Below are 19,124 nucleotides of genomic sequence, written 5' to 3'. Positions count from 1 at the left end.
ATGAATAAAGCCCTGTCTCCGTCGCTGTATTACACACTCATTGTCTCTCTTGGAGGGTTTATTTTTGGCTTCGATGCCAGTGTAATAGCAGGAGCCAATGGCTTTATCGATGCCGAATTTAACCTAAGCGATTGGCAGCAAGGCTTCGTCGTAAGCTCACCGACACTAGGCGCGCTAATAGCCATGCTATTTGCCGGCGGCGTTAGCGACGCTATTGGCAGGCGCAAAGCACTCATTCTTGTCGCTTTCCTTTACCTGCTTTCTTCTGTCGGCTCAGCCTTAGCCCCTAATTTCGAACTATTAGTGCTTTCTCGCTTTATTGGCGGCATTGCGTTTTGTTCGCTGATCATTGCCCCGCTGTATATTTCGGAAATAAGCGCCCCAGAAAACCGAGGCAAAATGGTGTCGGTGAACCAGCTAAACATTGTATTTGGCTTCGCCCTATCCTATTTCACCAACTATTACCTGTTGCAGCTCAGCAATAGCGGTGCAGGTTGGGTTACTGAATGGAGTATAGATACGCATTTGTGGCGCTACATGCTGGGCTTGGAGGTTATCCCCGCAGCACTATGGTTTGGTTTACTGTTTACTATTCCGCGTAGCCCCAGGTGGCTGGTACTCAAAGGCCAACACGAGGAAGCCGAACAGGTTATAAACCGCTTATTCGACAAAGCCCAAGCCAGCGCTCTTGTTGAAGATATAGCGTCTTCACTTAAAGAAAAGTCGTGGCCTTTTCGTGAACGCCTAGGCTTTCTAAAGGCAAAGGCCATGCGATTTCCGTTAATGGTCGGCATTATTATTGCCATTGCTCAGCAAATTACCGGCATTAACGTTATCTTTTTTTACGCGCCCACGATTTTTGAACAAAGCGGTGTAGGTACCAATGCGGCATTTATGCAGGCTGTATGGATTGGCTTGGTTAACGTAGCATTTACCGTAGTCGCTATGCTAACTATTGATAAATGGGGAAGAAAACCGCTGCTGCTGATTGGCTTAACTGGCGTAGTGATCAGCATGTCTATTTGTACCTATGGCTTTAAGCAGGCGACATATCAAGTACAGCAAACGGCCATAAACGAAATACAGCAAGATGCGCCGAGTGTGGCAATAAAGCTAACTCCACTAACCAACGATATTTACTATTCAGACGTTGAGTTTAAGCGCACGCTAAAGACCACACTTACCAGCGACGAATACGATGCGTATCAGCAAGCATTGCTAACTAGCAGTATTAATATGAATGCACCTTTAGTGTTGTTTGGCATCATTGCGTTTGTTGCTTCGTTCGCGATGTCTCTAGGCCCAGTGATGTGGGCAATGCTTGCTGAAATTTTTCCGAATCAAACCCGCGCTTTGGCTATTTCATTAGTTGGCATGGTGAATTCACTCACCAGCTTTCTTGTTCAAGTTGTTTTCCCTTGGGAGTTGGCCAACTTGGGAGCCGCGGCCACGTTTGCAATCTACGGCGGATTTGCCTTAGTCAGCCTGATATTAGTTGCTAAGTTCTTCCCAGAAACAAAAGGAAGAACGCTGGAAGAGATCACGGAAGAATTTGAGCAATGTGCATAATTTAAAACAGCACTGATGTTCAGACCATGTTAAGGCGCTGACCTTTACTCAGGTTACCAACACTCCCTTTATCTAGTGATAGTGTTGATGACACATTCAACGCGCTTGGCGTAACGTGAGAAGCAACAAGGATGAGGTGGTTGGCAGCGTAGCGATTTAATACCTCACACACTTTATGTTGAGTAGTTACATCCAAGCCCTCGAAGGGTTCATCAACAAGCAACACATTGGCGTGAGATAAAATAGCGCGCGCTAAGGCTAGTCGCTTACGCTCTCCCCCAGAAAGCGCCCTTCCCGCCTTGCCAACCCACATAGACAACGGCAACAGTGCCTCTAGCCCTAATTGAGCCAACAGGTTAGTCATGTCATCAAGGGGAATACCCATTCCGGCAGGGTCTAAATTTGAAGAGACACTGCCAGAAAGTACTATTGGCTCTTGTTCCACATAGCGCCAGTTTGTAATTAAGCCATCGGGTATACGCATGCCATCCACTTCTTTAAATCCAGTAGAAGGCACAACCCCCGCAATTGACTGAAGCAAAGATGACTTACCACAGCCTGACGGCCCCGATATACATACGATGCCAGTGGCTGGGAATGTAGCATTGACCAAAGGTAAGCGTCTATTTTTGGCAGTATAATCAGATAACGTAAGTGAATGGTGCAGTTCGGTGCGTTCAAGTACTTTAATGGGTGAGGTTTTGAGCTTCTTAAGGGCTTTCGCGCTTTGTTTGTGCTGTGCAAACTTGGTAATGCTGTGAAAAGCTGCACCAGCCCAATCAGGCGCAGCCATCAATATCATGGGCACAACAATAGCAATAGGCATATACGAAAAGTCAGATATTGGACTAACTGAGCCCGACATAACTAACACTACCGCAAAAAATGCCGCGCCTTGAAACCACCAGCTCGAGCGTTGCGCTTTGTCTTTCTGCGTAGTTTGTTGTCGCCACACCCTGTCAGCACTCGGCATGCTATTGATCACATGCCCACCCTCTTCCTGTGGCTTATCTGTCATTGCTTTATTTAAGTGCCATAAAGCGCTGCAGTTAAGAAAGTCGGCTGACTCTTGGCGAAACACTTTATTTTCCTTTGTCGCTTTTTTCGCAACGTTTAAACCACTAAAGCCTTGCAGCACAACGATGAAGAGCCAAATAACAAAAAGCGTAATTAAAAACGAGGTGCCGGGAAGGTCAAACCATACTGCAACAACACAAAGATTTGTGAATATAAATGTAATGTTAGAAAGCGGAGCTATCCATGCAATCCAACGGCTGGCAAACTCTTCGGTGTGCTGCGCTAACGCTTCTGTGGTGAAGGCTTTGTCGGTAATTTTACTGTTTTCAAGTTGACTGAATACAAGTAAGCGACCCTCTGCGATACGGGTAAGCAAATCGTTATGACCCACCCACATACTTGCATATCCCGAAGCAATGCGAAGTAGTGCTAGCGCGCGAATAACCACCGCGGGAATAACGTAATTAAAACCTATTGGTGCAATAGCGCTGATAGCAATAAACCACGAAGAAATAACAAGAATGGTTATTCCTGCCACACCATGTAAAAGAGCAAGCAGCAGCGTGAGATAAGCCGGTTTACTTTTCATCAAGGCTACGTTCCTTTTGATTGGCATTCATCTTAAAGCTCGTTTCCGTCACGCTGCTACAGCCTTGTAGGTGCCCGTCTTGTACTGCGCCTATTTTGCTTTTAAGCCCTGCCTCTGATTTTGACATTGAGTTGAAGTTTGAGTTGGAAATAACGTCTTGTTCATTCGTACTTCGCGATACCGTCCAAAAGCGGTTAAACCAGTTTGCAGGGAGTGCTTTGTGAGAAGCCCAAATCAGCGTTTTGTCTCTACCCAAACGTTCAATTAACTGTGCCAATCTTGCATGCAGGGAATCTGGCAAATGGGCTGTAGGCTCGTCTAGTAACCATATATTGTCTTTGCGCAACAGCGCTCTCGCTAACGACAGCCGTTGCGCTTCTCCACCTGAAAGTAGCGGATAATCAGTCATTACCGTATCAAGCCCCAAAGGCAATAACGACAGCCACGCGTCAAGTTCTACTGCTTCTAGTGCTTTCGTAAGCGCGTCGTCTGTATAGGTGTCGTTTAAGCACAAATTTTCACGCACGGTACCTGGCGTGATCACGGGGTGCTGGGTAATCCAAATTACCGGTTCACTGAATGTATGTGTGCTAGGTCTTTGACCGCCTAAGGCTTCTAATAATAGTGTTTTGCCCGAACCAGAGCGCCCGCTAATGAGTATTTTATCGCCCTTTAATACTACAAGGGATTCAGCGTGCAAGAGTGCAGGAGTATCATCTAAAGCCGATTTATCCTTACCGCTCGGCAAGCGAGGTTGCGGGGCGTTTATGTCAAAAACCTTAAGGTTTTTAGCCGCAAGCAATACCTCGTGTTCTGATGAATGATGGTGGGTTGTGTCAGCGTTGACCGGATTCACTGCACTACCATCAAGATTTTGCGTGAAGCACGAGAATAACGGCGCGAGTTCAGCTTTGGCGGCTTCTGCTTGCGCCTTCTGATGGTATACCTGTCCCAACTTTTTCATTTCACTGAGTAACAATGGCACAGTCAGCAATATCCATAAGCCTTGCTGGAGCGTTATTTCCGGCCCAATACTCAATTCACCTAACAGTGAAAAACCAATAAATACTGCCATAAGTGCAACCGCGAGTGTTGCGAAGAAGTCGAGCACGCTGTTGGACAAAAACGCTACGCTCACTACTTTCATAGTACGCGCATTCAAATTTTCACTGGCATCTTTAAGCAGGGCTGTTTGTTTTTGATGCGCCTGATAATTTGCCAGCATCGGCAGCGCGGCTAACCTATCAGTAAATAAACTTCCCAAACGTTCAAGGGCGATAAAATGCTTTCGATGTAGGGCAGCGGCTCCCTTGCCCACAATGATCATAAAAAGCGGCACTACCGGCAATGTCAGTAATAGGCCAATTCCTATAACGGGGTTCACATAAAAGATAACGGCTAAAGCAAACAAGGGGACAACAACTGCAATCATTTGCTGCACTCGATATTCAAGTGCCCAGTCAGCAAAAGCCTGTAAGTGCTGCAGCCACACCGTTTGCCAATAGTAAACCGAGTGCTGTCGAATAAGCGCATATTGACGCTCAATGAATACGTGTTGTAGGTGCTGTTCGAGCTTGTTTAACACCTGCATTCTTGCACTACTAGATAAGGCATTGAATGCGCCTTGTAGCAGCCAGCTAAGCCCCAGAGAAACGGCAAGTCCTGTGACATCACTCGCTGTTGCAGGAGTCTGGTTTACTACCCAATCATGAGCAATATGTGAAAAATAATAGAACCCAATAATCAAAGAAAAAAGCGACAAACACTTAACCATTACTTGGGCCATAAGCGAAGTGCGCAAGCCAAGCGACTGCGCCTTATCTATCTTATTGGACCACGCGTTGAGCGTTTGCCGGTTGGGAACTTTTTCTTTGATCACTGTGGTTTTGACTCATCTTTTTCGTTACTTAGTAACGAGAGCAAATCTCGCATTTCTTTTTCATTTTTTTCGAAGTGGTGGTGGGCTGGCTGCAAGAACCCTCAGCGGCAGGGACGCTGCTTAAGAGCCCCCATGGGCGAGTTCACGACGTGTCCTTGCGGCCAGCCTACTTCTACTCTTGGTCTTCGGGTCTATCCATATTTTCCGTCGACTCCAACCACATGGCGTTGATAATGCCAAAAGAGCACGCCAGCAAAACTCCTAAAATCCAAGCGAAATACCACATAGCGTTCTCCTTAATAAATGGTGTGAGACTGGTCGAGGTCTTCGTTTTTAATGCGCCCGCGCATTACGTAAAAGCTATAGGCCGTGTAGCTAAGTACAATAGGCACAAAGATACAGGCAACGATAAACATTACGTTTAGCGTCATATGGCTAGACGTAGCGTCCCATACGGTTAAGCTCGCCTCTGGCATAGTGATGCTTGGCATTAGGAATGGGAACATTGAAAAGCCAGCTGTTAAGATAACGCCTGCTATAAATAGCGCACTCGATACAAACGCCATGCCTGCATTACCTTTCTTAGAGAAAAGCGCACAGGCCAGACCCGCAATAATACCCAGCACAGGTGCTGCCATCATAAGGGGGTATTTGCTGTAGTTGCTCATCCAAGCTCCAGCTTCAATGGCAACCTCTTTCTTAAGTGGATTTGACGTTGCAATAGTGTCGACTGCCGACGTAATCACGAAGCCATCTAATCCAAATGCTACCCAAAGACCTGCAAGTACAAATAGCGTGACACCAGCCAGGCTTAACACAACCGATACTGCACGTGCGCGAACTTCAATAAAGCCATCGGTTTTCATTTGTAGCCAGGTTGCACCGTGATTCAGCAACATAGCCACAGAAAGCAGTCCTGCCACCAGCGCAAACGGTGTTAAAAGGCCAAAGAACGAGCCTGTGTAGGTTGATTTAAGCGTGCTGTCCATTTCAAACGGTACGCCCAACAGCAGGTTACCAAACGCCACACCAAAGATAAGGGCTGGGATAATACCGCCAGCAAATAACGCCCAATCCCACGCTTTACGCCACTGCGGGTTAGGTAATTTACTGCGGTAATCAAAGCCTATCGGGCGCATCCAAAGGGCAATTAAGGTAAGGGCCAGCGCAAGGTAAAAACCAGAAAACGCAGTGGCGTAAATCATCGGCCACGCGGCGAAAATAGCGCCACCTGCGGTGATAAACCAAACTTGGTTGCCATCCCAGTGCGGCCCTACTGTATTTATCATTACGCGGCGCTCTTTGTCATTTTTACCAATAAGCGTGAGCAGTGCTCCAACGCCCAAATCGAAGCCATCAGTAACCGCGAAGCCAATTAGCAGAACGCCAACCAAGCACCACCAAATGACTCTTAGTAATTCATAATCAATCATGCTTTTGCTCCTTGCTCGTCAAGGTCAATAAGATCAAATTCAGTGTCAGGCTGCTTATCTGCAGGGGGAATCGGCCCTTTTTTGGCAAACTTCTTCATTAAGTAAAAACCAATAATGAACATGCCGGTGTAGAAAGCACTGTAGGCTACAAGGGTTATTACCACGTCGCTTACGGCGAGATTAGATACCGACGTATGCACCGGAAGCACCTCTGCAATTGACCATGGCTGGCGACCATATTCAGCGACAAACCAGCCAGCCTCACAGGCAATCCAAGGAAGCGGCAAACCATAGAGCGCGCTTTTTAATAACCAGCGTGGCTTAGTAATCTTGTGTTTAGTGCTGTAGTAAAAGGCGCACACAAATAGCGCAAGCATAATAAAGCCAGCCACAACCATAAGGCGGAAACTCCAAAACAATGGGGCAACCGGCGGAATGCTGTAATCTACTGCCTGTTGAAGCGCGGCATCAGAAGGATTTGAAACGTTCTCAGTGAAAGGCTCTAGCAACATAGCGTAGCCCAAACTGTCTTTATTTTGGTCGAAGGCAGTACGTTGCTCAGCTGTCGCGGTGCCGTTTCTTACATCTTCAAGTACTTCATAGGCTTTAATTCCGCTTAGAATACGCTCGCGATTCTCTTCTTTAAGATCCTTAATACCTTTTACTTCTTCGGTTAACGAACGGGTAGCAATAATGCCCATTGCCCAAGGAATTTGAAGGGCGTACTCGGTTTCCTGCTTTTCGTCGTTTGGAATACCAAACACAGTAAACGGCGCAGGTGCAGGATGGGTTTCGTACTCAGCTTCAACTGCTGCCAGCTTCACTTTTTGTACATCACCAAGCTCATAACCACTTTCATCACCTAACACGATCACAGAAAGCGTTGAGGCTAGGCCGAAGCTAGCAGCTATGGCGAACGAACGGCGCGCAAAGGCGATATGCTTATGATTAAGCAGGTAGTAACTTGAAATTGCCAACACAAACATTGCGCCGGTCACGTAACCTGCTGATACAGTGTGAACAAATTTGACCTGTGCTACGGGGTTAAAAATAACCTCAGCAAAGCTGGTCATTTCCATACGCATGGCTTCAAAATTAAATTCAGCGCCTACCGGGTATTGCATCCAGCCGTTAGCAATCAAAATCCACAGTGCAGAGAAGTTTGAACCAATGGCCACCAGCCAAGTCGCCATCAGATGCTTCACCTTTGACATTTTGTCCCAGCCAAAGAAGAACAACCCCACAAAGGTAGATTCCAGGAAAAAGGCCATTAGGCCTTCGATGGCAAGTGGCGCACCGAAGATATCGCCTACATAGTGAGAATAGTAAGACCAATTCATTCCGAACTGGAATTCCATGGTTAAGCCTGTGGCTACACCAATGGCAAAGTTAATTCCAAACAGCTTTCCCCAGAATTGGGTCATCTGCTTATAAATTTCTTTACCCGTCATTACGTATACCGATTCCATAATGGCGAGTAGGAAACTAAGCCCCAAAGTTAAGGGTACAAATATAAAGTGGAACATTGCAGTTAATGCAAATTGCCACCGCGATAGTTCTATTAACGTATCGCTCATGGGTTATCTCCCTTGTATTTCGTGTGCGCGTTAAACGCTTAGCAGAAAAAGTGGTTTAAAATTCAGTGATGAACACATGAATATGCCGCATGGCAAGAGCACGGTTTATGCCATACATCAGTAATTTGGCTGCTAAAGCGCAATTACCGATAAACGGCGGTATTTTCGTACTGTGCAGATAAATTATTCCACGACCGAGTGTGAGGCTTATTGATCCAACGCAACAATTGGTGGCGATGCATTCGCCATATTTGTCATTTAGGTGACAAATATGGCACAAGAGAAAGGCTGCTTAGCAGATTGTCAAAAAGTGGAGTATAAGGAAAAGTTAAGGGGTATATAAGAGTGTGAACGCGCCTCGTAATTCTCCCAATTCGAACCCTGTAGCTTGATCGTTGGGATAGTGCTTTAGAATGGATTGTTTTACTGAAGGCGCCACATTAGCTCCGTGGCATGCCATGCACACCTGACCTTGTTCAATCGCCATCATGTACCTAAACTCACCGCTTTCGCTATCGTATTGATAAGTTTCAATAGGTCTTTTAGGGGCCAAATTGTCTTGCTTAGCTTTGGTCAGTAATTGTGAAAACCACGCTAACTGCTCACGCTCCCATTGATCTGCCGCATTGTTTGGGTTCCTTACTTTCAGCGCGGTACGCCCAACCTCCCACCCGTTTTGACTAAGCGCCAGAGCAATAGGAGCCGCTGCAATCTGGCATTCGTTAACGCCAGCCTCTAGCCCTCCGGATTGAATTGCTTGCTGTAGTCGTGACTTTAGCACGCCTCCCAGTGCTTTTGCGTGTAATCGCGCTTCTTTGACTTTTTCCTGTACACTGTTTTCACTTTTTTTCTCATAGGCAGTCACTGTATCTGCCAATGAATGAGCACTACTTGCCAATAAGCTTATCGCCACCAGCATTACGCTATTTTTCATTATAAAACTCTCTTTGGAACTGAATGAATTTCTACCGAAGTATTGTCGTTTGTCTCAAACAGTGAACAAGCTCTATGCCAATATGATAAATTGCCAAAATTAAATTAGAACAAACTAATATTCAGCCACCCATGAATATATCCATAGTACAAGCGATGATAGATGCGATAGATAAACCCGCAATCTTCATTAACCCAAGCTTCGTTATTGAAGCTGTCAACCAGCCCTACAGAGATACCTACCCTGTGGATATAAAGCTTGGCTTTAGTACCTGCTATCAAGTCTCTCACCGCAACAACAAACCTTGCGATAAGTGCGGCGAGCATTGCCCAATGCAAGAGAGTAAAGCCACAGGACGAGCGGCTAGCGTAGTACACGTTCATACCACCAGTGAGGGTCAAAGCTACTGCGACATCCTCATGCGCCCGATCTTCGACGGTAGCGGAGAATTATTAGGTTTCTTGGAAATACTTGATAAGCTTTCGTTTGCCTCAAACCGACCTTCAGCAGGAAAGATGGTCGGCGAATCAGAGGCATTTAAAGCAATGCTAAACAAAATAAATCGCGCCGCTAACTCAGATATTTCAGTACTACTGTTTGGTGAAACCGGCACGGGTAAAGAGCTGGTGTCCCAAGCACTTCACTCGAGTAGTCACCGTGCTGGCAAACCATTTGTTGTCATCGAGTGTACCGGCATGTCTGACACGCTGCTTGAAAGCGAACTATTCGGTTATGAAAAAGGGGCATTTACAGGCGCAACCACAAATAAGAAAGGGCTCGTAGAAGCAGCGGAAGGCGGCACATTGTTTTTTGATGAAGTCGGCGATATCCCACTTTCCACACAAGTAAAGCTTCTGCGGCTGTTCGAGTCTCAAACTTATCGACCTGTAGGAAGCACAGTGTCTAAAAAGGCTGATTTTCGTTTGGTGTGTGCATCACACAAAAATTTAAAGCACATGGTGGAAACGGGCGAATTCAGACAAGACCTCTACTACCGCATTGCCGGTTTTCCTATCAACCTCCCTTCTTTACGACAAAGAAGATCAGATATAGCACTGATAGCCGCTCACTTTTTGGCAATGTCTAAAGAGAAAAAACGGTTTCATAAAAACGCGCTAGAAAAACTAACCAACTACCCGTTCCCAGGCAATATTCGCGAACTCAAAAACATTGTAGACCAAGCTATTTTACTGGCTGATGAAACCGTTATTTACGATACAGACTTACCCGAGCTCGATAACATAAGCTCTGATGCTATCAATGATGCCTCTTCATCTCACGGTAACGTTGTGACCTTAGACGAATTGGAACGCCAATACTTACGTCAGGTTCACACGTCTTTTGAAGGCGATACCCAGCAACTTGCACAAGCGCTGGGAGTGAGTACCCGTACACTTTACAGAAAGCTGAAAAAAGCGGGGGTTGGAGATACGTAAAAAATAATAGGTAGAAAAATTACCAAAACGCAGGCTATGATAAAAAGGCGCTAACCAGATAAAGAAAAATGACTTTAAGACGCCTACTTACACTAACACTTTGCCTTTGTATGCTTTTGCAAAATGCATTAGCACTTGGCCTTGCTGCCCATACTATGCAGCAAGCACGTGCGTTTGTAGGTGAAGATATTGAACTTATTTGTACTGGCAAGACCATGCGCTACATTTCAATTAGCGCCACTGAGTTTGAAGGTGAGTTCGTTTTTGTTAGCCCCGAACTGCTCAAAGCACCCGCCGAGCACGTTGACTGTACCAATGGCACGTTAGCCGACTTACCTCAGGTTGACGAGCCACTACATGCCACATTACCTTTACTATCGCTGGTTCGCTATCGCGCTTTAGTCGCGCGTTTAGCGGCTAAGCCCTTTACAGATTTTGCTTACGCGGCGCCGCTAAGTCGTGCCCCACCACACGCATAACAACCTCCCAAACACACTGAACATGCATGCTTTCACCATGCACAACACTCGTTTTTTAAAATGGAATTGTTATGAAGCAATCTATCATTGCGCTTGCCGTATTCACTGCGTGCGCGCCCGTACACATTTACGCAAACACCATCGACTTAGCCGATAACACTTCGACAGAAGTGGTCACCGTTATTGGCACACCGCTTTCCCTTAGCACGCAAAATATAGAGCAAGAGTCTGTTAGTGCTGCCAGCAATATTGACGCTGACTTTGGCGATCAGCTTGCCACATTACCTGGCGTGTCGATATCTCGAAACGGCCCAGTCACCGGACTTATTCAGTATAGAGGACTTTATGGTGACCGAGTTGGCGTAAGCATTGATGGCGTTGATATTGCTGGAGCAGGACCAAACGCCATGGACTCGCCCCTTTCTCATGTGCTGCCAGAACCAGGACTGACCGCCACCCTTTACCGGGGGATTGTGCCAGTAAGTGCAGGTGTTCAGACGCTAGGCGGAAAGCTTCGCATTCACTCTGATGCCTCAGCACTTTTTGACTTGAATACAGGCTTTAGCGGTAGCGTAAGTGCCAGCGCAATATCTCCGGGGAGCGGTCAGCAATACCAAGGCAATCTGTTTTATAAGAGTGAGCAGGCTTTTGTTAGCGGCGCCTTCACTCATCAGCAGCGCGACGAACAAGAGTCGGGAGATAACAGCGTTATACCAAACAGCCATTACCAAAGAAATGGCGGTAAGTTCAGGGCGGGCGTCGAGTGGGGCAATCACCAAGTCGATGTGAGTTATCAGCAACTTAATACTAACGAAAGCGGCACCCCTGCTTTAGCCATGGACATTGGTTTTATTGATGCCGCTTGGTATCGACTGGGCTATCGCTATAACGCAAACGATAGGGAGTTCTTCACGTTAAGCTGGTTTGGCAACAGCAACCAACATGCCATGGACAACTTCTCACAGCGCATGGTGATGTCTGCCGACATGGCGAGAGAGAATAACGCTGATGCTATTGCTCAAGGTGTAGATGCCACCTATGTAATGCCATTTTATGAAGGTGACCTCAAACTGGGTGCCTATCTGCACCACAGCAGGAATAACTCGACCATCACCAACCCTAATAACGGCATGTTCTTCGTTGATAACTTTACCAACGTAGAAAAAGACACAGCCAGCGTATACGCAGAATGGCAGCGAGATAAAGCATCTTATTCAACAACAATTGGTACCCGGTATACACGTGTTGACATGGATGCCGGGCTAGCCGGTTCTAATATGGTTATGATGAACCAAGCCATTGCTTCACTCGTTGATGATTTCAACGCGGCAGAACGCAGTAAGAGCTATAACATGTTAGATATTGCCGCTAGCACGCGATATCACGCCAGCGACAATGTCGATGTTGTCCTTGGCGTATCGCAGAAAAACCGTGCCCCTACTTACTTCGAACGCTATACGTGGCTGCCTCTTGGTATTTCTGGGGGAATGGCAGACGGGTTTAACTACATTGGAAACTTGGCTCTAGACAACGAAACTGCACGCCAGATAGATGTGGGTATTGATTACCATTTCAAAAGCTGGTCAGTTTCTCCTCGCCTCTTTTATCAAGATATTGAAGACTATATTACTGGTTCTCCCAGCATGAATATGGCTGCCAATATGGTCTCTACCATGATGGCAGGCACAACACCATTTCAATGGACTAATACAGACGCTGTAATCAAAGGGGCAGATCTGACTGTTTCGGGTAACGTGTTTGATAACGTAAAGCTTAACGCAGTAGCAAGTGTTCAGCACGGTAATCGCGACGATATTGACGATGCGTTGTTTCGTATTGCCCCCGAACAGATCATCACTACCATTCAGTGGGACACACAGCTGCTTGATTTGCCAATGGCACTCCAATTAACGTCAGAATTGGCAGGAGCACAAAACCACGTTTCAGCGCTACAAAGTGAAAACACTACCGCTGGATATGGATTGGTGCATATTACGGGGCTTTTCACCCTTATAGATAATGCACAGTCAAACCTTCAGGTAACGGCAACCGTTCATAACCTGTTTGATAAACACTACGCCCCACACACAGCAGGAATTAACCGCGTGATGAATACTGATGTCGCAGTAGGTGAGCGAGTACCCGCTGCCGGACGAGAGTGGCATTTATCGCTGAGCTACAGGTTCTAACCGTTTAAAACTCAAACTCCAAAAGGCATAAAGATAAACCAGTGATTCTCCTTCGCTGGTTTATCTACTCGTAATGTCTGATACACATGCCGTTTTAAACGCTAGAAATGAAAACTTGCGCACTAACGTAAGTATTTTGAAGGTAAAGAACTGTGTCAGATTACAGCGGGAAATAAGGTTGAGAATGCCTGCCACAAGAGCCGCAGGGCCAACAGTGTCACCACTATCTTGAACGCCAGCATAAATTTTTCAGCGGGGACACGCTTTAATACCTTCAAGCCGAAAAACGTGCCGAGCGCACCACTGGCAATCATAATAATGATAAGCCCCGCCCACTGGGCAAAGGAAAATCCTACAAAGGTAAAAACAAACGCTTTAAGGCCGTGTTGCAGTGTCATACAGCTGGCAAACGTGCCGGTTATCTGCATTTTGCTGTAATTATTTCGGTGCACAAAGGCCGCCACCAGAGGTCCTGTAGCACCTACAAACATTGAAACCAACGTGGTTACTAACCCTGCCAATGTTCTACCCGCGGGGTTCATTTCTTGTGCTTTGGGTTTACTCCCCCACACCAGAAATAAAATAAATGCGGCAACCGCAAATTGAATAATAACCAACGGCAGCTGAACCACAACAAACGAGGCCAAAAAAGCGCCAACGATTGCGCCTAAAGAAAAATACTTCAGCATATTCCAGTCGATATGCCTTGCCGTCATCAGTGCACGGTTGCCGTTTGAACCAAGCTGTACTAAACCGTGAACCGGGATCAGCGCACTGACTGGCATAGTACCGGCCATTACTGCCAGTAATAAGACCCCGCCACCAATACCCAGCGTTGCTGTCATCATCGACGTAAAGAAGGAGGTAACAACAAGTATTACTGATGATGACATCGACATCGCATCATTGGCCGTTAACCAGCTATAAAGTAACTCCAAGGGTCAAATTCCACCTTAATTCGTAACACAGTTTGTATGGTTTGAGTGATCATTACACCAAAACATATCGTTTAAATATCATACAAAACTCACGCCTAGCGCGTAAGGTTATTTATCATGCCTTCTATTAGTTATTTAAACAAAGCACTTCGAATAATACGTGACAAGCAGTGTACAAAAGGCGCTAAGCTAGTTGCCAGGCAACTTCTCCGCAATAGCGGGTTCACTGATAAAGATATTTATGATTGTTTAAAGCAGGGCACGATTATTCGCATTACCATATTTGAAGCCTAGGGTAGCGTTACATCTTATACCTTACACTTACCGCTTGCCCACCCACTCGCATGGGTCTAATTTCTACACCTAAAAACCCATTGACTTTCTTCATTGTGCACAGGATACTCGGGTCATTAAATACTCATTAGCAGCGCACTGTTTTTAAATACTATGCCTAAAAACACGAATACACATACTGCTTACTCAGCGACTGCGCTGATTATTATTCTCGCTATTCTAAGGAATGGGCGGGTTAGCTAGTGCGTAAATAGAATTCACTAAACCCGCCGCAAAGGCGGGTTTTTTATTGGCTCGTCTTGCGGTAAAAGTAACGGAACGACAGCCATGAACAATCCAATATCTCACGTGTTACAACAGTTGCATGACGCAGTAAACCGCGGCGATCAAGACGCCTTATCCCAATGTTATGCTAGCGATGCAACAGTGGTCGCGACCCCTATGTCCAGCTCAACGCAAAACCAAGCCGCTGAAGAACATGCCACGCAGCGAGACTGCGTTGATGCCCTGCTTAAATTTCAAAAGAAATTCATGCCCGATCATTTTGTTACAACCGGAGATGAACGGGTTATACAAGCCGGTGACGTAGCGCTAGTCGTCGCTAAGCTTTACCTTGTTCCTAAAGCAACACCCAACGCCCTACCCTGCGAGGGTAAGCGCGCCGTTTACGTTCTGCAAAGGGATGCAAGTGGTGAATGGCGCTGTGTCATCGATAACTTCTTCGGTACTGATTTGTTAGATTTTGCGTGATTCTCTCAAATTCAGGCATTTTATTCTAAAAATTAGAATAATTTGATGGATTTTTACGCATTTTAAATTAACAAAAACGAACATAAGATTTATCTCGAGGTTTACGAAGTACTCACGACAAACTTAATCCAAGAGGAAATCACAATGTTCAATATTAAAAAATCAATGGCAGCACTTGTTACTGGCTTAACCTTTCTTGTTCCTTCTGTACAAGCAGGAGAGCCAGCCAACAGCCTTCTGACACCCGACAACCACACGGTCATTCTTATCGACCACCAGCCTCAAATGGCGTTTGCAACACGCTCACATTCAATCGAAGATGTGCGCAACAACGTTACAGGTCTAGCAAAATCTGCAAAGGCATTTAATGTACCCACCATTCTGACAACCGTAGCTGAAAAGTCATTCAGCGGCCCGCTTTTCCCGGAATTAAAAGCAGTATTCCCCGACCAAACACCTATTGACCGCACAACGATGAACACCTGGGAAGATAAGCGAGTCACCGACAAGGTTAAGAAATTTAAAAAGAACAAAATTGTTATTGCAGCGCTTTGGACAGAAGTTTGCGGTGTAGGGCCAGTGCTGTCTGCCATTGAAGAAGGCTATGACGTGTATTTTGTAACCGATGCGTCTGGCGGTGTATCTAAAGAAGCTCACGACATGGCGGTTCAGCGTATGATTCAGGCAGGTGCTCAACCCATTACTTGGTTGCAGTACCTTCTAGAACTTCAACGTGATTGGGCTCGCACTGAAAGCTATGTGGACGTGACAAACATCGCAAAAGAACATGCTGGGGGATACGGTTTAGGCCTTATTTACGCAACCGAAATGTTTAACGCCAAAGAAGGCCAGTAGCCTTTGATGCGACAGGTCACCGTGACCTGTCGCACTTGTATCGTTACTGCACGAGGAGTTGAACATGAGAGCTTTGCACCCACTTGTAGCACTATTGACCGCGCTTTATATCGCAACACTTTCTTTCAGCGTTAGCGCTAATACCGATAGCGCGCAATACGAAAAAGGCCAAACACTTTCACAATACTGTATGGGGTGTCACGGTGAAACAGGCATTGCCAGCATTGAAAGTAACCCTAATTTGGCAGGTCAGAACAAACCGTACCTAGTTTATGCACTTAAAGCTTATCGCGACGGCATCAGGAAAGGCGGTATGGCCAGCATCATGCGCCCCAATGCATCAGGGCTTAGCGATGACGATATTGACGCCCTAGCCACTTATTTTGCAGCCCAGTCAGGTAAACAAACCACTAGCCAAAGCAGCAATAACTAGGAGCTATCCCATGAATTTATTATTGTCACGTTTTTCGATTGTTGCTCTATTGTTTGGCGCTAGCCAGGCAATGGCTGCCCCAGATCTGGTCGTTGTAAATGCAAAAATCACAAATTCGAGCGGCCAAACCTATACGGCTCTTAGCGTAGAAAACGGTAAATTTAGCGCCTTTTCGCAAGATGCCCAACAGCTGCTAGCAGACGCAGATAGTGCCACTCAAGTAATCGATGCAAAAGGACAGCGGCTCATTCCAGGTATTAATGACTCGCATATGCACGTAACGCGAGGAGGACGTTTTTATAATTTAGAAACTCGCTGGGAAGGTATTACAAGCTTGAAAGAAGGCTTAGCCATGCTAGAAGCACAAGCCAAACGCACGCCCAAGGGGCAATGGGTAAGAGTCATTGGAGGTTTCAGCCCTTATCAATTTGAAGAGAAGCGCTTACCTACACCACAAGAGCTTACCGACATCGCGCCAAACACACCGGTATTTGTGCTTCATCTTTACTCAGGTGGTGTGCTCAATAAAAAAGGCCTTGAAGCACTGGGAATAGACAAAGACACCCAAGCGCCAAAGGGAAGCGTGATAGAGCGAGATGCTACCGGAAACCCTACAGGTGTTTTGCTTGCTCAACCCAACCCAATGATTTTGTATAAAACCATTGCAGCGCTGCCTCAGCTAAGCGCAAATGAGCAGTTAAATTCCAGTCGACAGTTTTATCGCAAGCTACTTAGCTTAGGCGTAACCAGCGTAGTAGACGCAGGCGGCGGTGGCCATACCTTTCCTGAAGACTATACAGCCAGTGAAACCCTTGCCAAGCTCGGTGAGTTACCGATACGGGTTTCTAATTACTTGTTCCCGCAAGTGCCTAATAAAGAAATGGTGAGTTTTGCTACATGGATGAGTAAGTATGAAACAAATCAAAACCAGCATATTCATTTAGACAATGGCTATGTAATTGAAGGCGGTGGCGAGCTACTCACTTATAAAGCGTCAGACTATGAAAACTTTCGTGCGTCACGCCCTGAACTTCCAGGCGAAGCCGAAGATGCGCTGGAAGAAGTGATTAGGCTTCATCTGTTGCAGCAGTGGCCGTTTAGGCTCCATGCCACTTATGACCAATCTATAACACGTATTTTAAACGTACTTGAACATATTCACTCAACACAGCCCGTTGATAGCGTGCGCTGGATTATCGACCACGCCGAGACGGTGTCTGATGAAAATCTCGAGCGCATTAAAGCGTTAGGTGGCTCGATTGCGGTACAAGGTCGTATGGCCTTTGCTGGTGAGGATTTCGTTGAGCGATATGGCGCCGAGCAAGCCAAGCGCACGCCCCCTATAAAGCAAATGCTTAGTGCTGGTATCACAGTGGGCTTAGGCACAGACGGTACCCGCGTTTCAAGTTTTAATCCATGGGCCACCTATTACTGGGCAGTGAGCGGAAAAACCGTGGGTGGTTTTGATTTAGGTACAGAACATGTAGACAGACTGACAGCCCTTAAGCTATTTACTCAAGGCAGTGCTGCACTATCTGGAGAAGAAAACGTTAAGGGTATATTACGACCTGGCTTTTACGCTGACTTTGCTATTCTTAACCACGATATCTTAACAGTAAGTGAAAAGGCATTGCTAAACACACAAGCACAGTTAACTGTCGTAGACGGCAACGTCGTTTTTGCCGATAGACAGCAGTACCCAGAACTCGCAACACCAATAGAATCAGCCGAGCCTGCGTGGTCACCGGTTAACTTCTCCCAACAACGTTAATTGAGAAAGATCATGGCAAAACGAATTTCATCTCACAAAAAAGATTTAGGTGGCTTCTCAGTAAGTCGCATTATTCCCCACGTTGACGCAAGGAGCATTGGCCCATTTGTTTTTGTTGACCATATGGGACCTGCACATTTCCCAGCAGGCAGCGGCATTAACGTTAGGCCCCACCCGCATATAGGACTGGCCACCATTAGCTATTTAATGGAAGGTAGTATGCTGCATAGGGATAGCTTAGGCACTATTCAGGAAATACAGCCTGGCGACGTAAACTGGATGACAGCGGGTAAAGGCATTGTTCACTCTGAGCGAGAGACCATTGAAACCCGAGGCAGTGACCATGTGCTAAACGGTCTACAGTGCTGGGTTGCATTACCCGAAGAAAAGGCAGATATGGAGCCCAGCTTTATACACGTTAACAAAGCTAAACTTCCTTATATACATCGTGAAAAAGTACTGATGCGACTAATTGCAGGGGAAGCGTACGGCTATACGTCACCGGTTAAGACGTACTCACCCATGTTTTATTTAGATGTGATAACAGAAGCAGGAGCGGTTATTGAGCGTCCATGTGGCAATTCTCAAACGGCCTGTTACGTTATTTCCGGAAAAGTAAAACTAGGCGATGCAGTATTCAGCGCAGGCGAATTTGTGCTATTGGACGATGAAAGTGAAATTGAAACCATGGAGAATAGTCGCTACTTTCTTTTAGGTGGAGAGAAAATGGAGAAACAACCCATTTTACGTTGGAACTTTTTGGCGTACTCTCAAGAGAAAATAGAAGACGCTGAGGCTCGTTGGGCAAACGGGTTATTCCCAACTATTCCGGGCGATGACCGCGAGTTTATTCCGCTGCCTAAATAAAGCTGTTGTTGTAAGCAGCTCTAGCAACAAACTAATGGCTTTAAGCACAAAATACATTAAAACCGAAAAGAGCAGGCTTATAACCTGCTCTTTCATTAGCGTAATACCACTACG

General features: G+C 46.2%; 17 protein-coding genes. 10 read left to right on the top strand and 7 right to left on the bottom strand.

Annotated elements, in window-relative coordinates; translation table 11 throughout:
- Positions 1-1,569 carry a sugar porter family MFS transporter gene (locus MHN00_RS09425; protein ID WP_239301002.1) on the top strand — a complete coding sequence of 523 codons (1,569 nt, stop codon included), beginning with the start codon at positions 1-3 and terminating at the stop codon, positions 1,567-1,569.
- Positions 1,570-1,588: 19 nt separating this feature from the next.
- Here MHN00_RS09425 and MHN00_RS09420 read toward each other — a convergent pair whose 3' ends face one another.
- From MHN00_RS09420 to MHN00_RS09395, 6 genes are all read right to left on the bottom strand, one after another.
- A complete protein-coding gene (locus MHN00_RS09420) occupies positions 1,589-3,175 on the bottom strand; it encodes an ATP-binding cassette domain-containing protein (protein WP_239301000.1) in 1,587 nt (528 codons plus the stop codon).
- Positions 3,165-5,054: an ATP-binding cassette domain-containing protein gene (locus tag MHN00_RS09415; protein WP_239300998.1), complete on the bottom strand. Its 1,890-nt coding sequence runs from the start codon at positions 5,052-5,054 to the stop codon at positions 3,165-3,167. Before MHN00_RS09415 ends, MHN00_RS09420 begins: the two co-directional genes overlap by 11 nt.
- A 172-nt stretch (positions 5,055-5,226) precedes the next feature.
- Positions 5,227-5,340: a cytochrome bd-I oxidase subunit CydX gene (cydX, locus tag MHN00_RS09410; RefSeq protein WP_014951149.1), complete on the bottom strand. Its 114-nt coding sequence runs from the start codon at positions 5,338-5,340 to the stop codon at positions 5,227-5,229.
- Between the two features lie 10 nt (positions 5,341-5,350).
- The gene (cydB, locus tag MHN00_RS09405; RefSeq protein WP_014951150.1) at positions 5,351-6,487 is read right to left on the bottom strand and encodes a cytochrome d ubiquinol oxidase subunit II; all 1,137 of its coding nucleotides are present in this window, start codon (positions 6,485-6,487) and stop codon (positions 5,351-5,353) included.
- Complete coding sequence (locus MHN00_RS09400) at positions 6,484-8,064, bottom strand: cytochrome ubiquinol oxidase subunit I (protein ID WP_014951151.1); 1,581 nt, start codon at positions 8,062-8,064, stop codon at positions 6,484-6,486. The genes cydB and MHN00_RS09400 overlap by 4 nt, the downstream gene beginning before the upstream one ends.
- 328 nt (positions 8,065-8,392) lie before the next feature.
- Complete coding sequence (locus tag MHN00_RS09395; RefSeq protein WP_239300996.1) at positions 8,393-8,998, bottom strand: DUF3365 domain-containing protein; 606 nt, start codon at positions 8,996-8,998, stop codon at positions 8,393-8,395.
- 155 nt (positions 8,999-9,153) lie between these two features.
- On the opposite strand from MHN00_RS09395, the gene MHN00_RS09390 reads away from it, so the two are divergent.
- The 3 genes from MHN00_RS09390 to MHN00_RS09380 all read left to right on the top strand — a co-directional run bounded on the left by MHN00_RS09390 (position 9,154) and on the right by MHN00_RS09380 (position 13,102).
- Positions 9,154-10,434, top strand: coding sequence for a sigma-54-dependent Fis family transcriptional regulator (locus MHN00_RS09390; protein ID WP_239301156.1), 1,281 nt, complete (start codon positions 9,154-9,156; stop codon positions 10,432-10,434).
- Between the two features lie 68 nt (positions 10,435-10,502).
- Positions 10,503-10,913 (top strand): hypothetical protein, encoded by a 411-nt coding sequence (locus tag MHN00_RS09385; RefSeq protein ID WP_014951154.1) that lies wholly within the window; start codon positions 10,503-10,505, stop codon positions 10,911-10,913.
- A gap of 71 nt (positions 10,914-10,984) precedes the next feature.
- A complete protein-coding gene (locus MHN00_RS09380; RefSeq protein ID WP_239300995.1) occupies positions 10,985-13,102 on the top strand; it encodes a TonB-dependent receptor in 2,118 nt (705 codons plus the stop codon).
- A 155-nt stretch (positions 13,103-13,257) separates the two neighbouring features.
- On the opposite strand, the gene MHN00_RS09375 is transcribed toward MHN00_RS09380, so the two are convergent.
- Positions 13,258-14,040 carry a sulfite exporter TauE/SafE family protein gene (locus tag MHN00_RS09375; protein ID WP_239300994.1) on the bottom strand — a complete coding sequence of 261 codons (783 nt, stop codon included), beginning with the start codon at positions 14,038-14,040 and terminating at the stop codon, positions 13,258-13,260.
- Positions 14,041-14,157: 117 nt separating this feature from the next.
- Between MHN00_RS09375 and MHN00_RS09370 the strand changes: the two genes are divergently transcribed.
- From MHN00_RS09370 to MHN00_RS09345, 6 genes are all read left to right on the top strand, one after another.
- Positions 14,158-14,334 (top strand): hypothetical protein, encoded by a 177-nt coding sequence (locus tag MHN00_RS09370; protein ID WP_014977695.1) that lies wholly within the window; start codon positions 14,158-14,160, stop codon positions 14,332-14,334.
- A 327-nt stretch (positions 14,335-14,661) separates the two neighbouring features.
- Positions 14,662-15,084: a DUF4440 domain-containing protein gene (locus tag MHN00_RS09365; RefSeq protein WP_014951158.1), complete on the top strand. Its 423-nt coding sequence runs from the start codon at positions 14,662-14,664 to the stop codon at positions 15,082-15,084.
- Between the two features lie 144 nt (positions 15,085-15,228).
- Positions 15,229-15,939 (top strand): hydrolase, encoded by a 711-nt coding sequence (locus MHN00_RS09360; protein WP_239300993.1) that lies wholly within the window; start codon positions 15,229-15,231, stop codon positions 15,937-15,939.
- A 64-nt stretch (positions 15,940-16,003) separates the two neighbouring features.
- Positions 16,004-16,372, top strand: coding sequence for a cytochrome c (locus MHN00_RS09355; protein ID WP_239300992.1), 369 nt, complete (start codon positions 16,004-16,006; stop codon positions 16,370-16,372).
- Positions 16,373-16,382: 10 nt separating this feature from the next.
- Entirely contained in the window at positions 16,383-18,143 is a 1,761-nt protein-coding gene (locus MHN00_RS09350) for an amidohydrolase (protein WP_239300991.1), read from the top strand.
- A 12-nt stretch (positions 18,144-18,155) separates the two neighbouring features.
- On the top strand, positions 18,156-19,010 hold the full coding sequence (locus MHN00_RS09345) for a pirin family protein (protein ID WP_014977698.1): 855 nt from the start codon (positions 18,156-18,158) through the stop codon (positions 19,008-19,010).
- Positions 19,011-19,124: the final 114 nt, after the last annotated feature.

The sequence above is a fragment of the Alteromonas sp. Cnat2-8 genome (assembly GCF_022348355.1).
In the GTDB taxonomy this organism is placed as follows: Bacteria; Pseudomonadota; Gammaproteobacteria; order Enterobacterales; family Alteromonadaceae; genus Alteromonas; species Alteromonas macleodii.
This window is presented reverse-complemented; position numbering and strand designations above follow the sequence as displayed.

Excerpts from the sequence above, each read along its gene's own strand:
- cydX (WP_014951149.1), bottom strand. The coding sequence starts at position 5,340 with ATGTGGTATTTCGCTTGGATTTTAGGAGTTTTGCTGGCGTGCTCTTTT.
- MHN00_RS09365 (WP_014951158.1), top strand. The coding sequence starts at position 14,662 with ATGAACAATCCAATATCTCACGTGTTACAACAGTTGCATGACGCAGTA.
- MHN00_RS09380 (WP_239300995.1), top strand. The coding sequence starts at position 10,985 with ATGAAGCAATCTATCATTGCGCTTGCCGTATTCACTGCGTGCGCGCCC.
- MHN00_RS09420 (WP_239301000.1), bottom strand. The coding sequence starts at position 3,175 with ATGAAAAGTAAACCGGCTTATCTCACGCTGCTGCTTGCTCTTTTACAT.
- MHN00_RS09350 (WP_239300991.1), top strand. The coding sequence starts at position 16,383 with ATGAATTTATTATTGTCACGTTTTTCGATTGTTGCTCTATTGTTTGGC.
- MHN00_RS09360 (WP_239300993.1), top strand. The coding sequence starts at position 15,229 with ATGTTCAATATTAAAAAATCAATGGCAGCACTTGTTACTGGCTTAACC.
- MHN00_RS09425 (WP_239301002.1), top strand. The coding sequence starts at position 1 with ATGAATAAAGCCCTGTCTCCGTCGCTGTATTACACACTCATTGTCTCT.
- MHN00_RS09390 (WP_239301156.1), top strand. The coding sequence starts at position 9,154 with ATGATAGATGCGATAGATAAACCCGCAATCTTCATTAACCCAAGCTTC.
- MHN00_RS09400 (WP_014951151.1), bottom strand. The coding sequence starts at position 8,064 with ATGAGCGATACGTTAATAGAACTATCGCGGTGGCAATTTGCATTAACT.
- MHN00_RS09385 (WP_014951154.1), top strand. The coding sequence starts at position 10,503 with ATGACTTTAAGACGCCTACTTACACTAACACTTTGCCTTTGTATGCTT.
- MHN00_RS09345 (WP_014977698.1), top strand. The coding sequence starts at position 18,156 with ATGGCAAAACGAATTTCATCTCACAAAAAAGATTTAGGTGGCTTCTCA.
- MHN00_RS09355 (WP_239300992.1), top strand. The coding sequence starts at position 16,004 with ATGAGAGCTTTGCACCCACTTGTAGCACTATTGACCGCGCTTTATATC.
- MHN00_RS09395 (WP_239300996.1), bottom strand. The coding sequence starts at position 8,998 with ATGAAAAATAGCGTAATGCTGGTGGCGATAAGCTTATTGGCAAGTAGT.
- MHN00_RS09370 (WP_014977695.1), top strand. The coding sequence starts at position 14,158 with ATGCCTTCTATTAGTTATTTAAACAAAGCACTTCGAATAATACGTGAC.
- cydB (WP_014951150.1), bottom strand. The coding sequence starts at position 6,487 with ATGATTGATTATGAATTACTAAGAGTCATTTGGTGGTGCTTGGTTGGC.